11 protein-coding genes are annotated in these 16,712 nt (G+C 72.9%); 4 read left to right on the plus strand and 7 right to left on the minus strand.

The window, feature by feature from the left end; genetic code table 11:
- Nucleotides 1-67: 67 nt before the first annotated feature.
- Nucleotides 68-1,270, minus strand: coding sequence for a cytochrome P450 (locus ACFY3I_RS06675; protein WP_390859658.1), 1,203 nt, complete (start codon nucleotides 1,268-1,270; stop codon nucleotides 68-70).
- Nucleotides 1,271-1,999: 729 nt separating this feature from the next.
- Here ACFY3I_RS06675 and ACFY3I_RS06680 point away from each other — a divergent pair.
- Nucleotides 2,000-3,862, plus strand: a complete 1,863-nt coding sequence (locus tag ACFY3I_RS06680) for an ABC transporter ATP-binding protein (RefSeq protein WP_390860094.1) — start codon at nucleotides 2,000-2,002, stop codon at nucleotides 3,860-3,862.
- A gap of 80 nt (nucleotides 3,863-3,942) precedes the next feature.
- Here ACFY3I_RS06680 and ACFY3I_RS06685 read toward each other — a convergent pair whose 3' ends face one another.
- The 5 genes from ACFY3I_RS06685 to ACFY3I_RS06705 all read right to left on the minus strand — a co-directional run bounded on the left by ACFY3I_RS06685 (nucleotide 3,943) and on the right by ACFY3I_RS06705 (nucleotide 11,940).
- The gene (locus tag ACFY3I_RS06685; RefSeq protein WP_390859659.1) at nucleotides 3,943-4,824 is read right to left on the minus strand and encodes a hypothetical protein; all 882 of its coding nucleotides are present in this window, start codon (nucleotides 4,822-4,824) and stop codon (nucleotides 3,943-3,945) included.
- 161 nt (nucleotides 4,825-4,985) lie between these two features.
- Entirely contained in the window at nucleotides 4,986-7,838 is a 2,853-nt protein-coding gene (locus ACFY3I_RS06690; RefSeq protein ID WP_390859660.1) for an FAD-binding and (Fe-S)-binding domain-containing protein, read from the minus strand.
- A gap of 78 nt (nucleotides 7,839-7,916) precedes the next feature.
- A complete protein-coding gene (locus ACFY3I_RS06695) occupies nucleotides 7,917-9,104 on the minus strand; it encodes an anhydro-N-acetylmuramic acid kinase (protein ID WP_390859661.1) in 1,188 nt (395 codons plus the stop codon).
- A 257-nt stretch (nucleotides 9,105-9,361) separates the two neighbouring features.
- Nucleotides 9,362-10,927, minus strand: coding sequence for a sodium:solute symporter (locus tag ACFY3I_RS06700; protein WP_390859662.1), 1,566 nt, complete (start codon nucleotides 10,925-10,927; stop codon nucleotides 9,362-9,364).
- 8 nt (nucleotides 10,928-10,935) lie between these two features.
- Complete coding sequence (locus ACFY3I_RS06705) at nucleotides 10,936-11,940, minus strand: N-acetylglucosamine kinase (protein ID WP_390859663.1); 1,005 nt, start codon at nucleotides 11,938-11,940, stop codon at nucleotides 10,936-10,938.
- 211 nt (nucleotides 11,941-12,151) lie between these two features.
- Between ACFY3I_RS06705 and ACFY3I_RS06710 the strand changes: the two genes are divergently transcribed.
- Together ACFY3I_RS06710 and murQ are read left to right on the plus strand one after the other, a co-directional pair.
- On the plus strand, nucleotides 12,152-13,096 hold the full coding sequence (locus tag ACFY3I_RS06710) for a MurR/RpiR family transcriptional regulator (protein ID WP_390859664.1): 945 nt from the start codon (nucleotides 12,152-12,154) through the stop codon (nucleotides 13,094-13,096).
- A 109-nt stretch (nucleotides 13,097-13,205) separates the two neighbouring features.
- A complete protein-coding gene (gene murQ, locus ACFY3I_RS06715; protein ID WP_390859665.1) occupies nucleotides 13,206-14,111 on the plus strand; it encodes an N-acetylmuramic acid 6-phosphate etherase in 906 nt (301 codons plus the stop codon).
- 62 nt (nucleotides 14,112-14,173) lie between these two features.
- On the opposite strand, the gene ACFY3I_RS06720 is transcribed toward murQ, so the two are convergent.
- Nucleotides 14,174-15,256 (minus strand): glycoside hydrolase family 25 protein, encoded by a 1,083-nt coding sequence (locus ACFY3I_RS06720; RefSeq protein WP_390859666.1) that lies wholly within the window; start codon nucleotides 15,254-15,256, stop codon nucleotides 14,174-14,176.
- A 375-nt stretch (nucleotides 15,257-15,631) separates the two neighbouring features.
- Here ACFY3I_RS06720 and ACFY3I_RS06725 point away from each other — a divergent pair, with 375 nt between their 5' ends.
- Nucleotides 15,632-16,678, plus strand: a complete 1,047-nt coding sequence (locus ACFY3I_RS06725; protein WP_390859667.1) for a hypothetical protein — start codon at nucleotides 15,632-15,634, stop codon at nucleotides 16,676-16,678.
- The last annotated feature ends 34 nt before the right edge of the window (nucleotides 16,679-16,712 follow it).

Consider the following 16,712-nt stretch of genomic DNA (forward strand, 5'->3'; position numbering starts at 1 on the left):
CGCGCTGACCTCGTGGGGGTGTCCGGCCACCGGGCACCCCCACACCCGTCTCCGGCGGACCCGCGGTTCAGGCGGTGACGCCGTCGATGGCCACCGGAAGATGGCGGGGACCGCGCAGCACGGCGTTGGCGCGGTACGGCGGCGGGTCCTCCAGCAGCCTGGAGAAGCTGACCCGGCGGAACAGTTCGGGTACCGCCAGGTGGAGTTCGATGCGCGCGAGCGGCGCGCCGAAGCAGTAGTGGATGCCGGTGTAGAAACCCAGGTGCTCGTTGTCCGCGCGGGCCGGGTCGAACCGGTCGGGATCGTCGAAGCGCACGGGATCCCGGTTGGCCGCGGCCAGCATCAGCCAGATCGGAGAGCCCTTGGGAATCGTGGTGCCGGCCACCTCGATGTCGACCAGGGCGGTGGTCCACGGGACGAACTGGACCGGGGGCTCGTACCGCAGCACCTCCTCGATGAGCGGTACGCCGAGCGCGGGATCCTCACGGAACCGGTCGAGCACGTCCGGGTTGCGCAGCAGCGTGAGTGTCGTGTTGGTGATGGCGTTGACCGTGGTCTCGTGGCCGGCGACCAGAAGCAGCACCGCGGTGGACTCCAGGTCCTCCGGTGTCATCTCGGGGGCCAGCGCGCTGAGGATTCCCGGCCCGGGGTGGCGACGTTTGGTCTCGATCAGGTCGGACAGGTAGGCACCGAGGTCCCGGCGCGCCTGCTGTCCCTTCTCCCGGCCCTCGTCGCCGGTCTGCGGATCGAGTGACGCCGCCAGGGCATCGGCCCAGACGTGGAAGCGCGTCTCGTCCTCACGGGGGACGCCGAGCACCTTGCAGATGGCGGTGACCGGCAGGGGGTAGGCGAAGTCCTCGACGATGTCGATCTGGTCCTTGCCCTCGAGGCCGTCGAGGAGTTCGGTGACGACCTGGCTCAGCTCCCCGCGCAGACTGTCCAGGAATCCGGGGCTGTGCGGCGGGCCGAACGGCCGGTTGATGGTGCTGCGCAGGCGGTCGTGGACCGGTGGGTCGGTGAAGATGAAGCTCGGTGGCAGACCGGTGTCCGACGCCTCGGCCGTCTGGGTGCGGCCGGACGAACGGTTACGGGTGTCGTTGCTCAGCCGTGGGTCGTTGGCCAGGCGCCGCACGTCGTAGTAGTTGCTGACCAGGTACGTACCGTCGTCCTCCCGCAGGACCGGGGTCCTGCGCAACTCCGCGTACAGCGGGTAGGGATCGGCCCGGTTGGCGTAGTCGGTGATCTGGGCGGAGAGGGTGCCGGGCGTCATGGTGTCTCCTGAGGGGCTCGGGCCGCACCGGGCCCTGACCAGGCGTGCGGCTGGACGAACCGGTATGCCGCAGGCTCCGCGGCCCTTGCGCTCGGTCGACACGACCTGATGACATGCCTCCCTCTCAGCATCGGCTGCTCCTCACCCGCCCGCAAACCGGGGGCGGGGCGCGGACCGGCCGCGGTTCCCAGTGAAGTGCGGCGCCGCGGCCCGGGCTTGGACGTCCCGCGCCCTGAGACCTGAGTCCTGAGTCCGGGCCGCGGCCGACACACCCGCTTCCGCCCGGTCCGCAACCCCTGCGAGAGTGAACCGCCCGGATCGAACGAGTTTGAGCCGCGACCGCCCAGCGCCCGCACGCTCGTCGCGGGCATGGGAACTCGCGTTCGCCGCCCGCCTTCCGGCCGGGCCGTGACGGGACCGGTTCCGGCACGTTCTCCGAGCATCAGTGCCACACCGACGCCCAGACGGAGGACATGCCATGCGCCCCACCCCTGCTCCCGCGCGGCGGCCCAGAATCGAACGGCGCCGCGGGCCGGGTACGCGAGGCGGAGACGACAGGCTCCTGTCGGCACGTCCGAGGACGGGGTGGGCGGCATGAGCGAGCCCACCGACGCGCCGGCCGGCGGCGTCCCGGGGCCGCGCACCACCCCCGGGGCGGCCCCGTCCGTTTCGCCGGGTGGACCGGCCGCACCGGGCGGCACGGCGTCCGCGCCCGACCCCGAGCCGCAGATGCGGTACGTCGACCTCACCGGCAGCCGCGAGGCGGCCGGCCGCTCGATCCGGATGCGTGACATGGCCCGTCGCCTGCCGCAGCTGGTGCGCCGCTCGCTGGGGCTCGCCTGGCGCGTCGACCGACGCGCGACCGCGGGCCTCCTGCTGTGCCAGACCGTCACCGGCGTGACGCAGGCGCTGGGACTGATCGCCGTCTCCGGCACGCTGACCGCCCTGCTGCGCAGCGGAGACGTCTACCACCGGCTCCTCGGCGCCTGGCCTTCCGTCGCCCTGCTCGTCGGCGCCGCCGGGGTACGCGCGCTCCTCGGCATCACCGTGAACTGGCTGTCCTCACGGCTCGGCCCGCTGATGTCACGCGAGGCCGAACAGATGCTGCTCACCGGCTGCGTCGAGGTCGAGCTGTGCGCGTACGACGACCCCGGCTTCAACCGGGACCGGGAAGCCGCGGACCGCGGTGCCCAGGTCACCGGCGACCTGATCAACGAGGGTCAGGACCTGATCGCCTCGGGCGCCGGTTTCCTGGCGGGAGCGCTGGTCCTGGCCAGTGTGCGCTGGGTTCTCCTCCCCCTTCTCGTCGCCGCCAGCCTGCCCCAGGCCCTGGCGCAGGTCAGCGCGGCACGGGTGCGCTACCTGGCGAACCTGCGCAGCAACGGCGACAACCGGATGCTGTCGGTGCTGCGCTGGCACATCTACACCAAGGACGCGGCCGACCAGATCCGGGCCGGCACCATGTCCGGCTTCCTGTCCGGCAGGTACCGGCAGACGGTCGCCCGGATCAACCGCGAGGACCGGGCCGCGGCGGACAAGGGAGCCCGGATGTCCCTGGTCGGCGCGGTGTGCGGCGGAGTGGGGTCGGCGGTGGTCTGGGCGGCGGTCGTATGGCTGCTCGCGACCGGCCGTATCACCGTCGGGCATGCCGGGACGGCCGTCTTCGCCCTGCAGACGGTGGGCACGTCGATCCGCGGTCTGGTGTCCGTCGGGGCGCGGGCCGTGCGGACCGGGCTGTACATGGACGACTGGAGCGGCTTCCTCGACAAGGCGGGCGGCTTCCGGATGCGCCGGGGTCCGCACCACCCCGGGCCGCCCACGACGATCGAGGTCAGGTCGGTCACCCACCGCTACGCCGGCAAGGACCGTGCCGCGCTGTCCGACGTGTCGCTCACCCTGCGCCGCGGCGAGGTCACCGCTCTCGTGGGCTTCAACGGTTCCGGCAAGTCGACACTGTCGAAGCTGGTCAGCGGCCTCTACCTGCCCACGGACGGTCAGGTGCTGTGGGACGGCGTGCCCACCGGCGAGGCCGACCCGCAGGCGCTGTGGCGGCAGGTGGCCCTCGTGCCGCAGGACTACGCCCGCTGGCCGTTGACGGTGCGCGAGAACGTGACCCAGGGACAGCCCACGGCGCGCGGCGACGCGGCGGTCCGCGAGGCCTGTGCGGCCTCGGACGCCGACGAGGTCGTCGAGGGGCTCGGGGCCGGGCTGGACACCCTTCTGGCCCGCGAGTGGCTCAACGGGGAGGAGCTCAGCGGCGGTCAGTGGCAACGCATCGCCCTGGCACGGGCGTTCTTCCGCCCGGCCGGTCTGCTGGTCCTCGACGAGCCCACGGCCAACCTGGATCCGCGCGCCGAGTACCGCATCTTCCAGCGGCTGCGGACCCTCGCCCGGGACCGGGCCGTGCTGCTGGTGACCCACCGCATCGGCAACGTGGCCGTCGCCGACCACATCGTGGTCCTCGACGAGGGCAGGATCGTCCAGCAGGGCACCTACGCCCAGCTCTCCCGACAGCCGGGCCTGTTCCAGCAGTTGCTGTCCTACCAGATCACCTCCGGCACGGACGGTGAGAGACACGGCACCCCAGCGTGAGCGGTCCCGGCGGACGGGATGTGCGCGGGGCCCCGGCGCACGTCCCGTCCGGGGCTCCGCGGCTCATGACGGGCGCGCCGTCAGCAGCCGACCCCGCCGGGGCTGCGGTCGGCGAAGGCGGCGAACTGCCGCCCCGGGACGTCTGATTCGGTGAAGTAGCCGCCGAACATCGGGTCGTCCGCCCGGTGCGTGCCGATGTAGAGGGTGTAGGTCTGGGTCACCCCGCCGGACAGCGGCCTCACGAGGGTGAGCGTGCCGGTGGAGGCGTCCCAGGTGCGGTTGGCGATCCCCTCCCAGAAGCCGCGCTCGTAGTAGTACATCTGCGTGTCCGGGTTCAGGCACTCGGCGAACTGCAGCAGCAGCCTTCCCTGCCAGCCGTTGCCGTTGAAGTCGTAGGCGCCGAGGATCCCGGTCGGCAGCGAGGCGGCGGCCGCCGTGCGCCGTTGGACGACCGTCGCCCGCGTGCCGGCGGCCTCGGCCGCCCGGGAGGCCGCCTTCGCCGCCGGACGGGCGAGGCCCGGCCGCACATAGGCGTCGGCGTACGCGCCGTAGCGCATCCCGGGGATGTCGGACTGGGTGAAGTAGCCGCCGAAGACCGGGCTGGAGGCGATGTGGTCGCCGAGGAAGAGCGTGTACGTCTGCGAGTTGCCCCATGGCAGCGGCCGGACGACGCTCAGCGTCCCGCTGCCCGGAGACCAGGTGCCGGTGAGGTACTCGCTGCGGCCGAGTTCGTCGTACCGCATCGTGACGCTCGGCGAGCCGGATGCGGCGCCGGAGACGGAGAGCGTGCCCTTCCAGCCGTTGCCGTCGAAGGCGTAACTCCCGTCGATCGAGGGCACGCCGGCGGCGGCGGGCGCCGGGCTCACCAGGCCGCTGCCCAGGACGAGCGCGCACAGCCCGGCCACCACGACGTTCACGCGCAGGGCCCGCCGCACGGCGTGCCTGGCCCAGTTCACAATCATCCGCGAGCTCCAGGTGATGACGTTGCCGATCGCGCGGCGGTCGGTACACCGCGCGCAGTCCGGACGGGCACAGGGCTTCCCGTCATCGCGCATTACATCAACTCCCGTGCCGGAGCGCGAAGTTGTCTGTGGACGCCATCGACCTCGCACGGCCCCGCGGCTCAGGCGGTGGCCTCGTCCAGCAGTTCCAGCACGTGCCGGTAGGGACGGCCGGTGGCACGGCTCATGCCCATCTCGCAGGTCCGGTTGCAGGAGGCGTACGCGTCGTAGCTGCTCCCGTTGATCTCGGCGGCCTGCGCGGCGGTGGCGCTCGCGGTGATCTCCGGGTGCAGCAGGCCGCGGTCCCCGGCGAAGGCGCAGCAGCCCCAGTTGTCGGGCACGGTGACGGTGTCGCTCACGGCTGCGGCCACCGTGCGCAGGGCGCCGTCGACGCCCAGGTGCACGGTGGAGCAGGTGGGGTGCAGGGCGAGGCTGTTCAGGCGGCGGGGCTCGGGCAGGGCGGGCAGCAGGTGCTCGGCGGTGAAGACCACACTGTCGACGAAGCGCAGGGCGGCGTACCGGGCGCGGTCGGACTCCGGGAGGGTGTCGGGGAGTTGCTCCAGGCCGTGCGTGCAGGAGGAGGCGTCGCAGACCACGGGCAGCCGGCCCCGGTCGCTGGCCCTCCACAGCGCCTCCAGGGTGCGGGTGGCCATGGTGCGGTGTCCGTCGGTGTAGCCCTTGGACTGCCAGGGCGTGCCGCAGCACAGTCCGGCCAGGTCGTCGGGCACGGTGACCTGGACGCCGGCCCGTTCGCACAGCCGCAGGAACGCGGCGGACGCGCCTCCGGTGGTGCCCTCGGGGGCGAAGACGCTGCCGATGCAGGCCGCGAAGAACACCGCCTTCGGCTCGGCGGGCCGCCGGGGCGCGGGGCGCGCCGGACCGCCGCGCGGGATGTCGTCGGCCCACGTGGGTACCAACTCCCCCGCGCCGAGCCGGCGGACCGCGCCGGTCGCCGCGCGCAGAACCGGGACGGGCAGCACGTGGGCGGTGTTGAGCGCCGCCCGCACGCCCTTGACGGCGGTCCCCCAGTGGCGGGCGGTCGCGTTACCGGCACGCTGCGCGGTGGCGCTGTGCCGTTCGGCGCGCAGTCGCTTCATGACGGCGCCGGTGTCGATGGTGACCGGACAGGCGGTGACGCACAGGCTGTCTGCGGCACAGCTGTCGACGGCCGCGTAGGCGTAGTCGGCTTCCAGCGCGCGGCGGCGTTCGTCGTCTCCGGCGGCGGTGGCCAGTGCGATCTCGCGTTGCAGGGCGATGCGTTGGCGCGGCGTCGTGGTGGCGTCGGCGGTGGGGCAGACGGGCTCGCAGTAGCCGCATTCGACGCAGGCGTCCACGGCGGGGTCGACCTCGGGAACGCTCTTGAGGCTGTGCAGGTGCGCGGCGGGGTCGTCGGCCAGCAGCACGCCCGGGTTGAGCACGCCGTGCGGGTCGCACAACTGCTTCAACTCGCGCATGACGTCGTACAGTTCGTCGCCGTACTGGCGGCGGACGAAGGGGGCCATGGCGCGGCCGGTGCCGTGCTCGGCCTTGAGCGTGCCGCCGGCGTCCAGGACCAGGTCGACCATGGCGTCGGTGAAGCGGGCGTAGCGCTCGACCTCCGGGGCGGAGTCGAAGTCCTGGGTCAGCATGAAGTGCAGGTTGCCGTCGCGGGCGTGACCGAAGATCACCGCGTCCTGGTAGCCGTGCCGGTCGAAGAGGCCGATGAGTCTTTCGCAGGTACGGGTCAGTCGTTCCATCGGGACCGCGATGTCCTCCAGCAACGCGGTCGTGCCGGGTCGGCGGGCGCCGGCGACGGCCGTGTAGAGGCCCTTGCGCAGATGCCAGAGCCTGGCCCTGACGCCTGCGTCGCGGACCAGCGAGGTCCCGGTCACCGCGGGCAGCCGGTCGAGGACCGGCCGCGCGGCGGCCACCCGCTCCGCCAGCGCCTCCTCGCTGTCCTCCGCGAACTCGACCAGGAGGGCGGCGTGCCGCTCCACACGCAGCCCGCGCACCTCGTCCACCGGGTCCGGGGACTGCTGGGCCACCCGCAGTGAGGCGGCGTCGAGGAGTTCGGCGGTCCGGGCACCCGCGGCCAGGAGCGCGGGCAGCGCGTCGGTGGCCTCGGCGAGGCCGGGCAGCACCAGCAGCCCGGTCGCGGTGTGCGGAAGGAGCGGAACGGTACGGAAGACGGCCTCGCCGACGAAGCCGAGCGTGCCCTCGCTGCCGACCATCAGGTGGGCGAGCATGTCGGCCGGATCGCCGTGGTCCAGGAAGGAGTTGAGGCCGTAGCCCATGGTGTTCTTCATCGCGAACAGCCGCTCCACGGTGGCCCGTGAGGCGGCGGAGTCGCGCACCCGGTCGCGCAACCGCACAAGTCCCGCGTGGAGTTCCGGCTCCCGGGCGCGCAGCGCCGCGTCCGCGTCGGGTGCCGCGGTGTCGACCACGGTGCCCGAGGGCAGCACGAACTGCAGGGACTCCATGGTCCGGTAGGCGTTGTCCTGGGTGCCGCAGTTCATGCCGCTGGAGTTGTTGGCGACCAGGCCGCCGATGGTGCAGGCGGACTCGCTCGCCGGGTCGGGGCCGAGCCGTCGGCCGTACCGGGCGAGCCGGGCGTTGGCCTGACGGACCGTCAGGCCTGGTTGCAGCCGGATCCGCAGACCGTCGTCGAGGACGGTCGCGGTGCGCCAGTGGCTGCGGACGTCCACGAGGATGCCGTCGCCGCCCGCCTGCCCCGCCAGGCTGGTGCCGCCCGAGCGCAGCGTCAGCGGCAGTCCCGCCGTGCGGGCCCCCGCCATCAGGGCGCCGACCTCGGCGGCGGACGCGGCGCGCACCACCGCCTGCGGCGTGAACAGGTACGGCGACGCGTCGTGGGCGGCGGCGACCCGGCGCGGCACGTCGGTGCTCACGCGGGCCGGGTCGCCGACGCACGCGGCCAGCAGTTCGGCCAGGCCTGCGGAACCGTCCGCGGCGGGGGGTGTGACGGCGGTGGAGCTCATGGGTCCTCGCTGGCTGCGGAGTCAGTGGGCGCGGGGGTATCGGCGGCGCCAGGGGGCGCAGGGGGCGGATCGGCGGTCTCAGCGGGCCGCGGGGGCGGATGCGGTGATCCGCATCAGGCGCGGCGGCCGCGACGCGGGGTCGGGCAGACGAAGAGGCGCCGCGCCCGGGGTGATGCTGCCGAGCACCGTCGCCCGGCGCGCCCCGGTGCCGGACGGCAGGGTGCCGGGAAGTCCGTGGACCGTCAGGAAGCCCAGCACCGCGAAGGCGAGCGCCTCCTTGGCGTCCGAGGGCAGGCCCAGCTCGTCGCTGGCGCGCATGCGTGCGCCGGGAAGCTCCTCGCCGATCATGCGCATCAGCACGGGGTTGCGGGTGCCGCCGCCGGAGACGACGAGCTCGGTCACCCGCTGGGCACGGCAGGCGTCGGCCACGGTGACGGCGGTGAGCCGGGTCAGGGTGGCCAGCACGTCGTCGGGAGCGGGTGTGGGGGCGGCCTCCAGCGCGCGCAGGAGATACGGCAGGTGGAAGAGCTCCTTGCCGGTGCTCTTGGGGGCGGGCCTTCGGTAGTAGGGGTCGTCCAGCAGGACACGCAGGAGTTCGGGGCTGGTGCGGCCGGCGGCGGCCCGCCGGCCGTCCTCGTCGTAGCCGGCGGCCCCGTCGGTGAAGTGCCGAACCGCCGCGTCCAGCAGGGCGTTCGCGGGGCCGGTGTCGAAGGCGAGCGGCTCCGCGTCCGGGACGAGGACCGTGACGTTGGCGATCCCGCCGAGGTTCAGCGCGGCGGGCGTGCCGGGCAGGCCGCGCAGCAGCAGGGTGTCGGTCATGCCGACCAGCGGAGCACCCTGCCCGCCCGCGGCGACGTCCCGGCCGCGCAGGTCGGAGACGACCGGAAGGCCGGTGGACTCCGCGATCCAGGCGGGCTGGCCGAGCTGGAGGGTGCCGTGGACGCTGCCGTCCTCGACCCAGTGGTACATGGTCTGCCCGTGCGAGACGACGAGGTCGGCGTCGCCGTCGCAGAGCTCGCGCAGAGCACGGCCGGCCGCCTCGGCGAACGCCCGGCCGACACCGGTGTCCAGCTCGCAGACGGCCCGCATGGTCGTCGCGGCCGGCGGCAGCGCGGCCTCGATCAGGGCCCGCAGGTCGTCCGGGTAGGGGACGGAGAGGTGTCCGAGCGTCCGCAGCAGCAACGTGTCGCCGTCCAGGGTGAGGTCCGCCGCGGCGGCCTCGATGGCGTCGTACGAGGTGCCCGACATCAGGCCGATCACGCGCACGGTGCCTCCCGGCGTACGTTCCGCCGCGCGGGCGGGGTCGGCTGTGGCATGGCTTCTCCCTGGAACGCCGGAACCGGGGCGGCCGGAACCGGGTAGGTCGGAACGGGGTGTCTTGGGAGCAGAAGTCGTGGGAGCAGGAATCGTGGGAGCAGGCGTCGCCGGAGCTGAGGCCCGGGGCCGCTCGGAACGAGAACGTCGCGGCGGGGAGGGTGCGGGACCGTCGTGGCGGCCCCGCACCCGGTGGGGTGGGCCCGGCGTCAGTCCTGGCCGACGGTGACGGCGACCCGGTCGGGGCCCGGCTCGTCGTCGGCTGCCGGGAGCTCGGCCGGCTCGGGGGCGCGGTGGAACAGGCTCATCACGCCGCCTACGACGAGTGTGATCAGCACGCCGATCGGTACGAGCCACTGGGCGGCGATCGCCGTGGGCACGGTGGCACCGGCCACGGTGACGTCGATCTTCACACTGCGCACGATGTAGGTCATGACGCCGACGGTCACCAGGAAGGCCACGACGGAGTCGATCTCGTTGGCCCGCCGGACCAGCCTGCCGAGCAGGAACGCACCGAGCAGGGCGCCGTAGGTGTAGCCCGCGATGGTCAGGCCGGTGAGGTAGACGTTGCCGGTGCTGGCGCTGAAGGCGCAGGCGAAGATCGCCATCAGGACCGCCCACACCAGGGTCATCACCCGGGCGAGCTTCAGCAGCGACTCCTCGGAGGGTGTGCTGCGGAAGAAGCTGTGGATGATGTCGGCGACCGTCGAGTTGGACATGGAGTTCAGCGCCGAGGACAGCGATCCCATCGCGGCGCCGAGTATGCCGGCCACGAGCAGGCCCGAGATCACCACGGGCAGGCCGTGCAGGATGAAGTTCGGGTAGAGGTTGTCCGAACTGGCCAGGCCCAGCGACTTGAAGTCCTTGCCGTTGTTGTACGACCACAGCAGGGCGCCGACGAGGGAGAAGGCGGCGAACTGGAGGGTGACGAAGACACCGGAGGCGATGATGGCCTTCTGGCCGTCGCGCAGCGAACGGGTCGCCAGGACGCGCTGGACGATCAGCTGGTCGGAGCCGTGGCTGGCCATGGCGAAGATCGCGCCGCCGATGATCGCCGTAGGCAGGGCGAACGGGCTGGTGAGGATGTGCGCCAGATCGAAGTTGGTGTCGAAGAGCTTGAAGTGGCCCGAGTGCAGGGCGCTGGAGTAGCCGTCGCCGCCGACGTGGCCGGAGAGCACCGCGATGGCGAGGAGCGCGCCGCCCAGGTACAGACCCATCTGGATGGCGTCGGTCCAGATGACCGCCTTGATGCCGCCGAGGTAGGTGTAGACGACGGTGATCACCGTGAGCACGATGATGATGACGCGGTATCCGGCGTGCACGCCGAACTCGTCGAGCAGCAGCTTGATCGGGATGGCGGAGGCGAAGAGCCGGACGCCCTCGGCGAGGAGCCGGGTGAAGACGAACGTCACCGAGGCCAGGCCCTGCAGTCTGAGCCCGAACCTGCTTCCCAGGTACTGGTAGGCGCTGACGAAGCCGCCGCGCTTGTACAGGGGGATCAGCACGGTGGCCACGACGACGCGGCCGATCACGTAGCCGAGGGCCAGTTCGACGTTGCCGAAGCCCTGCCCGCTGTACGCGCCGCCGGGCACGCTGATGACGGTGAGCACGCTGGTCTCGGTGGCCACCACGGAGAACGAGACGGTCCACCACGGCATGTGGCCCTCACCGACGAAGTAGTCCTTCGCGGTCTTCTGCCGGCCGGCCAGGCGCAGTCCGATCCAGGCGATCGCCACCAGGTAGACGACGATCACCACGAGGTCGAGTTGGCGCACGCTCACTCCTAAGCAACGGCCGGCGGAGTCACCGGCGCGGAGGGGACAGGGGGTTGGGACACCGTCCGCCGTACGCGGGCGATGTGGGGTTCGTGCGGTGCGGACGCGTCCAGCGCCAGCAGGCGTGCGCCGTCCAGCGGGTCCCCCAGTGGGGGCTTCGTCTCGAGCGGGCGCGCGGAACCGGCGAGCACCGCCAGGAGCGGACCGACGAGCGGTTCGCCGAGGCCGGTGAGCCCACCGGTGATCGTCACCGGAAGGGCGTCGTCACCGCCGAGCCGGTGGGCGGCGGCGAGCACGGCCTCGCCGAGCGCGGCGGCGGCCTCCTGGACGATCTTGGCGGCCACCGCGTCACCCGCGGCGGCGGCGCGGGCCACGTCCGGGGCGAAGGCGGCGGCGGTACGGGCGGGGTTCCCGTCCCGGCCGAGGGCCGAGGGCAGCCGGTCGGGGTCGCCGAAACGTGCCCCGGCGGCGGCCAGCAGCGAGGTGTCCGGCCCGCGGCCGTCGTGGGCGCGAAGCGCCGCACGCAGTCCGGCGGCGCCGATCCAGGCACCACTGCCCTCGTCGCCGAGCCAGGGACCCCACCCGTCCACGCGGGCGTAGGAGCCGTCCTCGCCGATGCCGACGGCGACGGATCCGGTGCCGATCGCGAGGACCACACCCGTACGGCCGCCGAGGGCGCCGGCGTGAGCGGTGACGGCGTCGCTCGTGACGGCCACCTCGTCGGCGGGCAGATCCTCCAGGAGGAGGCCCGCCAGTTCCCGGGCGGCCTCCGGCGCGGCGGCCGCTCCCGCGGCTCCGACGCAGACCGCGGCGAGCCGGAGTTCCGGCTGCCCCTCCAGAAGCGGCAGGACGGCGGCCCGGACGGCGGCACGGGCCAGTTCCACCCCCTGGTCGGCGGCGAGCCCCGGGGCCCCGGGCACCTCGTGGGCGTCCGGGGCGGAACCGGCGCCGTCGTGCCACAGCACGGCACGGCAGCCGGTCTTGCCCAGGTCCACCGCCACTGCTGCTGTCATTTCGGCACGCCTTCGTATCTTCACGGATCCGTCGCGTCGAACGGTCGTGGCACCCGTGGGCACGGTGACCGGCGCGGATCGCGGTGCAGCGAGTATCGGAAGGTCGACATCCGTATGTCAATAAGTAACCTCAAGCAATTCAGTACGTAAATTTTTGACGCACCACGTACGCCCTGGTTACTGTGTCGCCACCACTCAGGAGGGACGGCCCATGGCCCGCCGGGAACCACCGAGAACCACCCAGTCCGCCGAGGACACCTCGCCCGCCGCGACCCTGGCGCGGATCCGTGCGGCCCTGCCGTCCCTCGCGCCGTCGGAACGGCGGGTGGCCGAGGCCGTCCTCGCCGACCCCGCGCAGGCGTCGGAGCTGTCCATCAGCGCGCTCGGCAAGCAGGCCGAGACCTCGGTCGCGACGGTGATGCGCTTCTGCCGTGCCATCGGGCTCGGCAACTACCCCCAGCTGCGCCTCGCACTCGCGGCGGCGGCCGCACATGAACACGCCGTGGGCGGCGAGCGCCCGGCACCGGGCACCGACATCAGCGCCACCGACACCCTCGGCGACATCGTCGGCAAGATCATCTACAACGAGGTACGCGCCCTGGAGGACTCCGGAGCCGACCTGGACATCGAGGTGCTCGGCCGCGCGGTGGACGCCGTGGCCGGAGCACGGCGGATCGACATATTCGGCGTCGGCGCCAGCGCGTTCGTCGGCCAGGACCTCCACCAGAAACTGCACCGCATCGGCCACATCGCGTTCATCTGGACCGACCGGCACGCGGCCCTCACCGCGGCCGCCCTCCTCGGACCCGGCGACGTGGCCGTGGCCATCTCGCACTCCGGGGAGACCGAGGACACCGTCGAACCCCTCCAGGCCGCCGCCGAGCGCGGCGCCACCACGATCGCCCTCACCAACGTCCCGCGCTCCACCCTCGCGGCCAACGCGGACCTCGTGCTGACGACCTGCGCCCGGGAGACCCCCTTCCGGTCCGGGGCGACCGTCAGCCGCATCGCCCAGCTCGCCGTCATCGACTGCCTGTTCGTGGGCGTCGCCCAGCGCTCCTTCGACGCCACGACCGTGGCCCTCAAGGAGACCTACGGGGCCGTCCAGCGCCGCAAGCGCCGGCAGCCGCCGCGCCCGGCACAGTCCGGCGACTGACCCCCGGTCCCCGCCGGCCCCGACACCGACCACCGACCCCCATCCCGCACCAGCACCCGCACCCGCACCCGCACCACCCTGAGCACCGCCCTGAAAGGACGACCGCGCCGTGGACCTCAGCACACTCGGCACACTCGGCACCGAGACCCGCAACGAGCGGACCGCCGACCTGGACCGCATGCCGGTCACCGAACTGCTCGCCGTCATGAACGCCGAGGACCAGACCGTCGCCCTCGCGGTGCGTGACGCCCTCAAGGAGATCGGGGAGGCCGTCGAGGCCATCACCGACTCCCTGCGGCGGGGCGGACGCCTGATCTACCTCGGCGCCGGCACCAGCGGGCGTATCGGCCTGCTCGACGCCGTCGAGTGCCCGCCCACCTTCGGGACCTCCCCCGAGCAGGTCGTGGGCCTGCTCTCGGGCGGCCCCGGCGCCTTCATCGTGGCGGTCGAGGGAGCCGAGGACGAACCCGCGAGGGCGGTCACCGACCTCGACGAGATCGGCGTGAACGACCGCGACACCGTCGTCGGACTCGCCGCCAGCGGTCGGACGCCGTACGTGGTCGGCGGCCTGAGGCACGCGGCCGCCAAGGGCGCGAGGACGGTGTCGATCGCCTGCAACCGCGACGCCGTCATCAGCGGCTGTGCCGACATCCCGATCGAGGTCCCCACCGGACCCGAGATCCTCACGGGGTCGACCCGTCTGAAGGGCGGCACCGCCGAGAAGATGGTCTGCAACATGCTCTCGACCGCGTCGATGGTCCGCCTGGGCAAGGTCTACGGGAACCTGATGGTCGACGTGAAGGCGAGCAACGACAAGCTCGTCGACCGCGCCCGCCGCATGGTCGTCCAGGCCACCGGCGCCGACCCCGAGCGTGCCGCGGTCGCACTGCGGGAGGCGGGCGGTCACGCCAAGACCGCCATCGTGATGCTCCTCGCAGGCACCACGGCGGAGGAGGCGGCCCGGCGCCTCGAAGCGGCCGACGGTGACACGAGGACCGCCATCGGTCTCGCCTGACCGGGTGTGACGACGGCCCCGGTGGTCTCCGGGGCCGGTGGGAGCGTCCGCGGACGGACGGGTCAGCTCGTCGGCCAGGAGAGCGCGGTGAGGACCGCGGACTGCACGGTGACCGGTGTGCCGCCGCTGTTGAAGAGCCGCACACGCATGCCGCGGCCGGACGTCAGGTGCTTGGTGAGCGGGGTGACGTGGTAGGTGTCGCCGCGGGTGCCGATGGCCTCGTCGACCGGGTGGTCGGCCACGTGCTGGTCACCGTCGTACTCGGACATGCGGACCTGGACGGTCTCACCCACGGGCAGGCCCGTGATGTGCAGGCTGACGGATCCGGTGAAACGGCAGGCGCCGCGGGCGAACACCGAACCGCCCGGGGCGTGTTCGTTCCCCGAGTCGTTCCACTCGGTGGTGAACTCGATCGAGTCCCAGGCGCCGGGGGCGAGATCGTAGGGCTCGGCGATGCCGAGGTTCACTTCGTCGGGCACGGGATCCTCCTCTGTCGTGCTCGCCGTGCCGCCCGAGGCCCACGCGCGCAGGGCGGCCTCGGAGCGGTAGGCGATGGATCGGTCCAGCGGGGTGCTGGTGAACTGCCACAGCAACGGCGTCCAGCCGGACGGCGCGGGCTGTGCGGCGGCCTCCGCGCGCGAGTAGTCGGCGGCGCCCCAGGGGTAGGCCGGGTACCACAGGGGCAGGCCCCTGGGCACGTGGCCGGCGGCGAGGTCGTCGCCCGAGGTGTAGATCCCGACCCGCTGTTTCGGGAACGCCGCCCCGACGGCCGCCATCCAGGTCGTCACCCAGGCGTGGATCTGTGCGGCCGTGCGGCCCGCGTAGTTGCGGCGGTCGGGGTAGGCCTCCAGGTCGAGCCAGTGGGTGTACCGCGGCTGCGCCGCCGCGTACGGCCGGGCGGCGCTGACGTAGTTCGCCGCCTCGGTCCTCGGGTCCTGGTTGGGCCATGCGAAGTGGTAGCTGCCGGGCAGGAGTTGCGCGGCGATGATGCCGGAGATGTGCTGACCGAAGCGGCTGTCGTGACTGCGCTCGCCCTCGCTGGCCTTGGCGAAACCGAAGGCCACGCCGTCCCGCTTGTGGGCCGCCCAGTCCTGCGGGACCTGGTGCTCGGAGACGTCGATGCCGCGGCACGTGGACAGGACCATCAGGCACCGCCTTCCGTCGTCCGGGCGGCCCGGAGCGGTGCGGGACGGGTGCCTCGGTCGGGCAGCGGGGCGCTGACGTGGGTGGGGCGCGGCTGGGACATGGTCGACTCCCTCTGCTCGGCCGTGGATTGACCACGATTGCACTGTCCCGACGGGAACACGCCGGTAAGAGCGGTTTTGCTCCATATTCGGATCTTGTGTTTCGGAGACCACCCGGAAGTGATCGCACCGCAGGCCGTGAGCCAGGTCCGGATATGCTGTCGGCTCGAACTGGGGAGCGGGGGCAGCGATGTTCGGTGGCGACGACGTCTTCCGCGGGATCCCGGTGCCGCCGGGGCGTGTTCCGCCGCGCACGACAGAACGACGGTCACGTCAATGACGAGGACGACTCCCCCGCGCCCCCTCGACGTCGAGGCGCTCTTCCCCGGACTCGCCGGCTTCCGGGGGACGACGACCCGGCTCCACCCGCGGCCGGGCAGGCCGGACCGGTCCGCCAGTTCCGTGGGCGGGCCCATGCTGTGGCCTGCGGACGAGCCGTGGCCGGTGTGCGAAGAGGCACACGGTCGCGGGCACGGCCGCCGCCCCGCCGACATCCACCGGTATCGGGAGGTGCTGGCCTCCGCATGGGGCCGGCCGGACGCGAGCGGCCCGACGGAGGCGGAACGCGATCTCCTCGACCGGCTGGACCGGGAGCACCGGATCCCCGGGTCCCGCGCGACCGACCCGGTGCCGATGATCGGCCTCGCGCAGCTCCACCGCCGGGATGTGCCCGACCTGCCGGCCGGGCCGGGCGACAGCGATCTGCTCCAGGTCTTCTGGTGTCCCTTCGACGCGCACGGCCCCAGCGGGTACGACCTGGGGCTGCACCTGCGCTGGCGGCGGTCGTGGGAGGTCACCGAGGTGCTGACCGACCCGCCGCGGCCACTGGTCGTCGGGTTCGACGGTTTCGTGCCCGAACCCTGCGTCCTGCACCCCGAGCAGGTGACCACCTACCCGTTCGCCGGTCTCCTGCCCGAGGCACTGCGCACCCGGATCGACGCCTGGGAGGAGGCGCTCGGAGAACAGGCCCTCGAGGAGGAGACCGGGCGGGCGGTGGGCGACGGCACGCCGGAACCGCCGGGTTACCAGTACGACCTGTCCATCCCGCCCGGCCGGCGTGCGGGCGGCTTCGCCTCCTGGCACGTGACCGACCCGTACCCCATGGACTGCCCCGCCTGCGCGACGCCGATGCACCTGCTGCTGACCGTCGACAGCACGGAATGGGACGGCGGCAGCGACAGTTGGACACCGCTGGAGGACCGGAACCCGCCCGCTCACCAGTACGCCAGACCCACCGAGGTCACCGTGGGCCGCTGGGGCGAGCTGAACGTGTTCGCCTGCCCCGAGGACCCCGGTCACCCGCACCGGTGGAGCATCCAGTAGCGCGACGGGTCCTGCCCTGCGGCCCCGGCCGGTC

Origin of the sequence: Streptomyces sp. NPDC001068 (assembly GCF_042897315.1) — a bacterium.
Classification (GTDB): domain Bacteria; phylum Actinomycetota; class Actinomycetes; order Streptomycetales; family Streptomycetaceae; genus Streptomyces.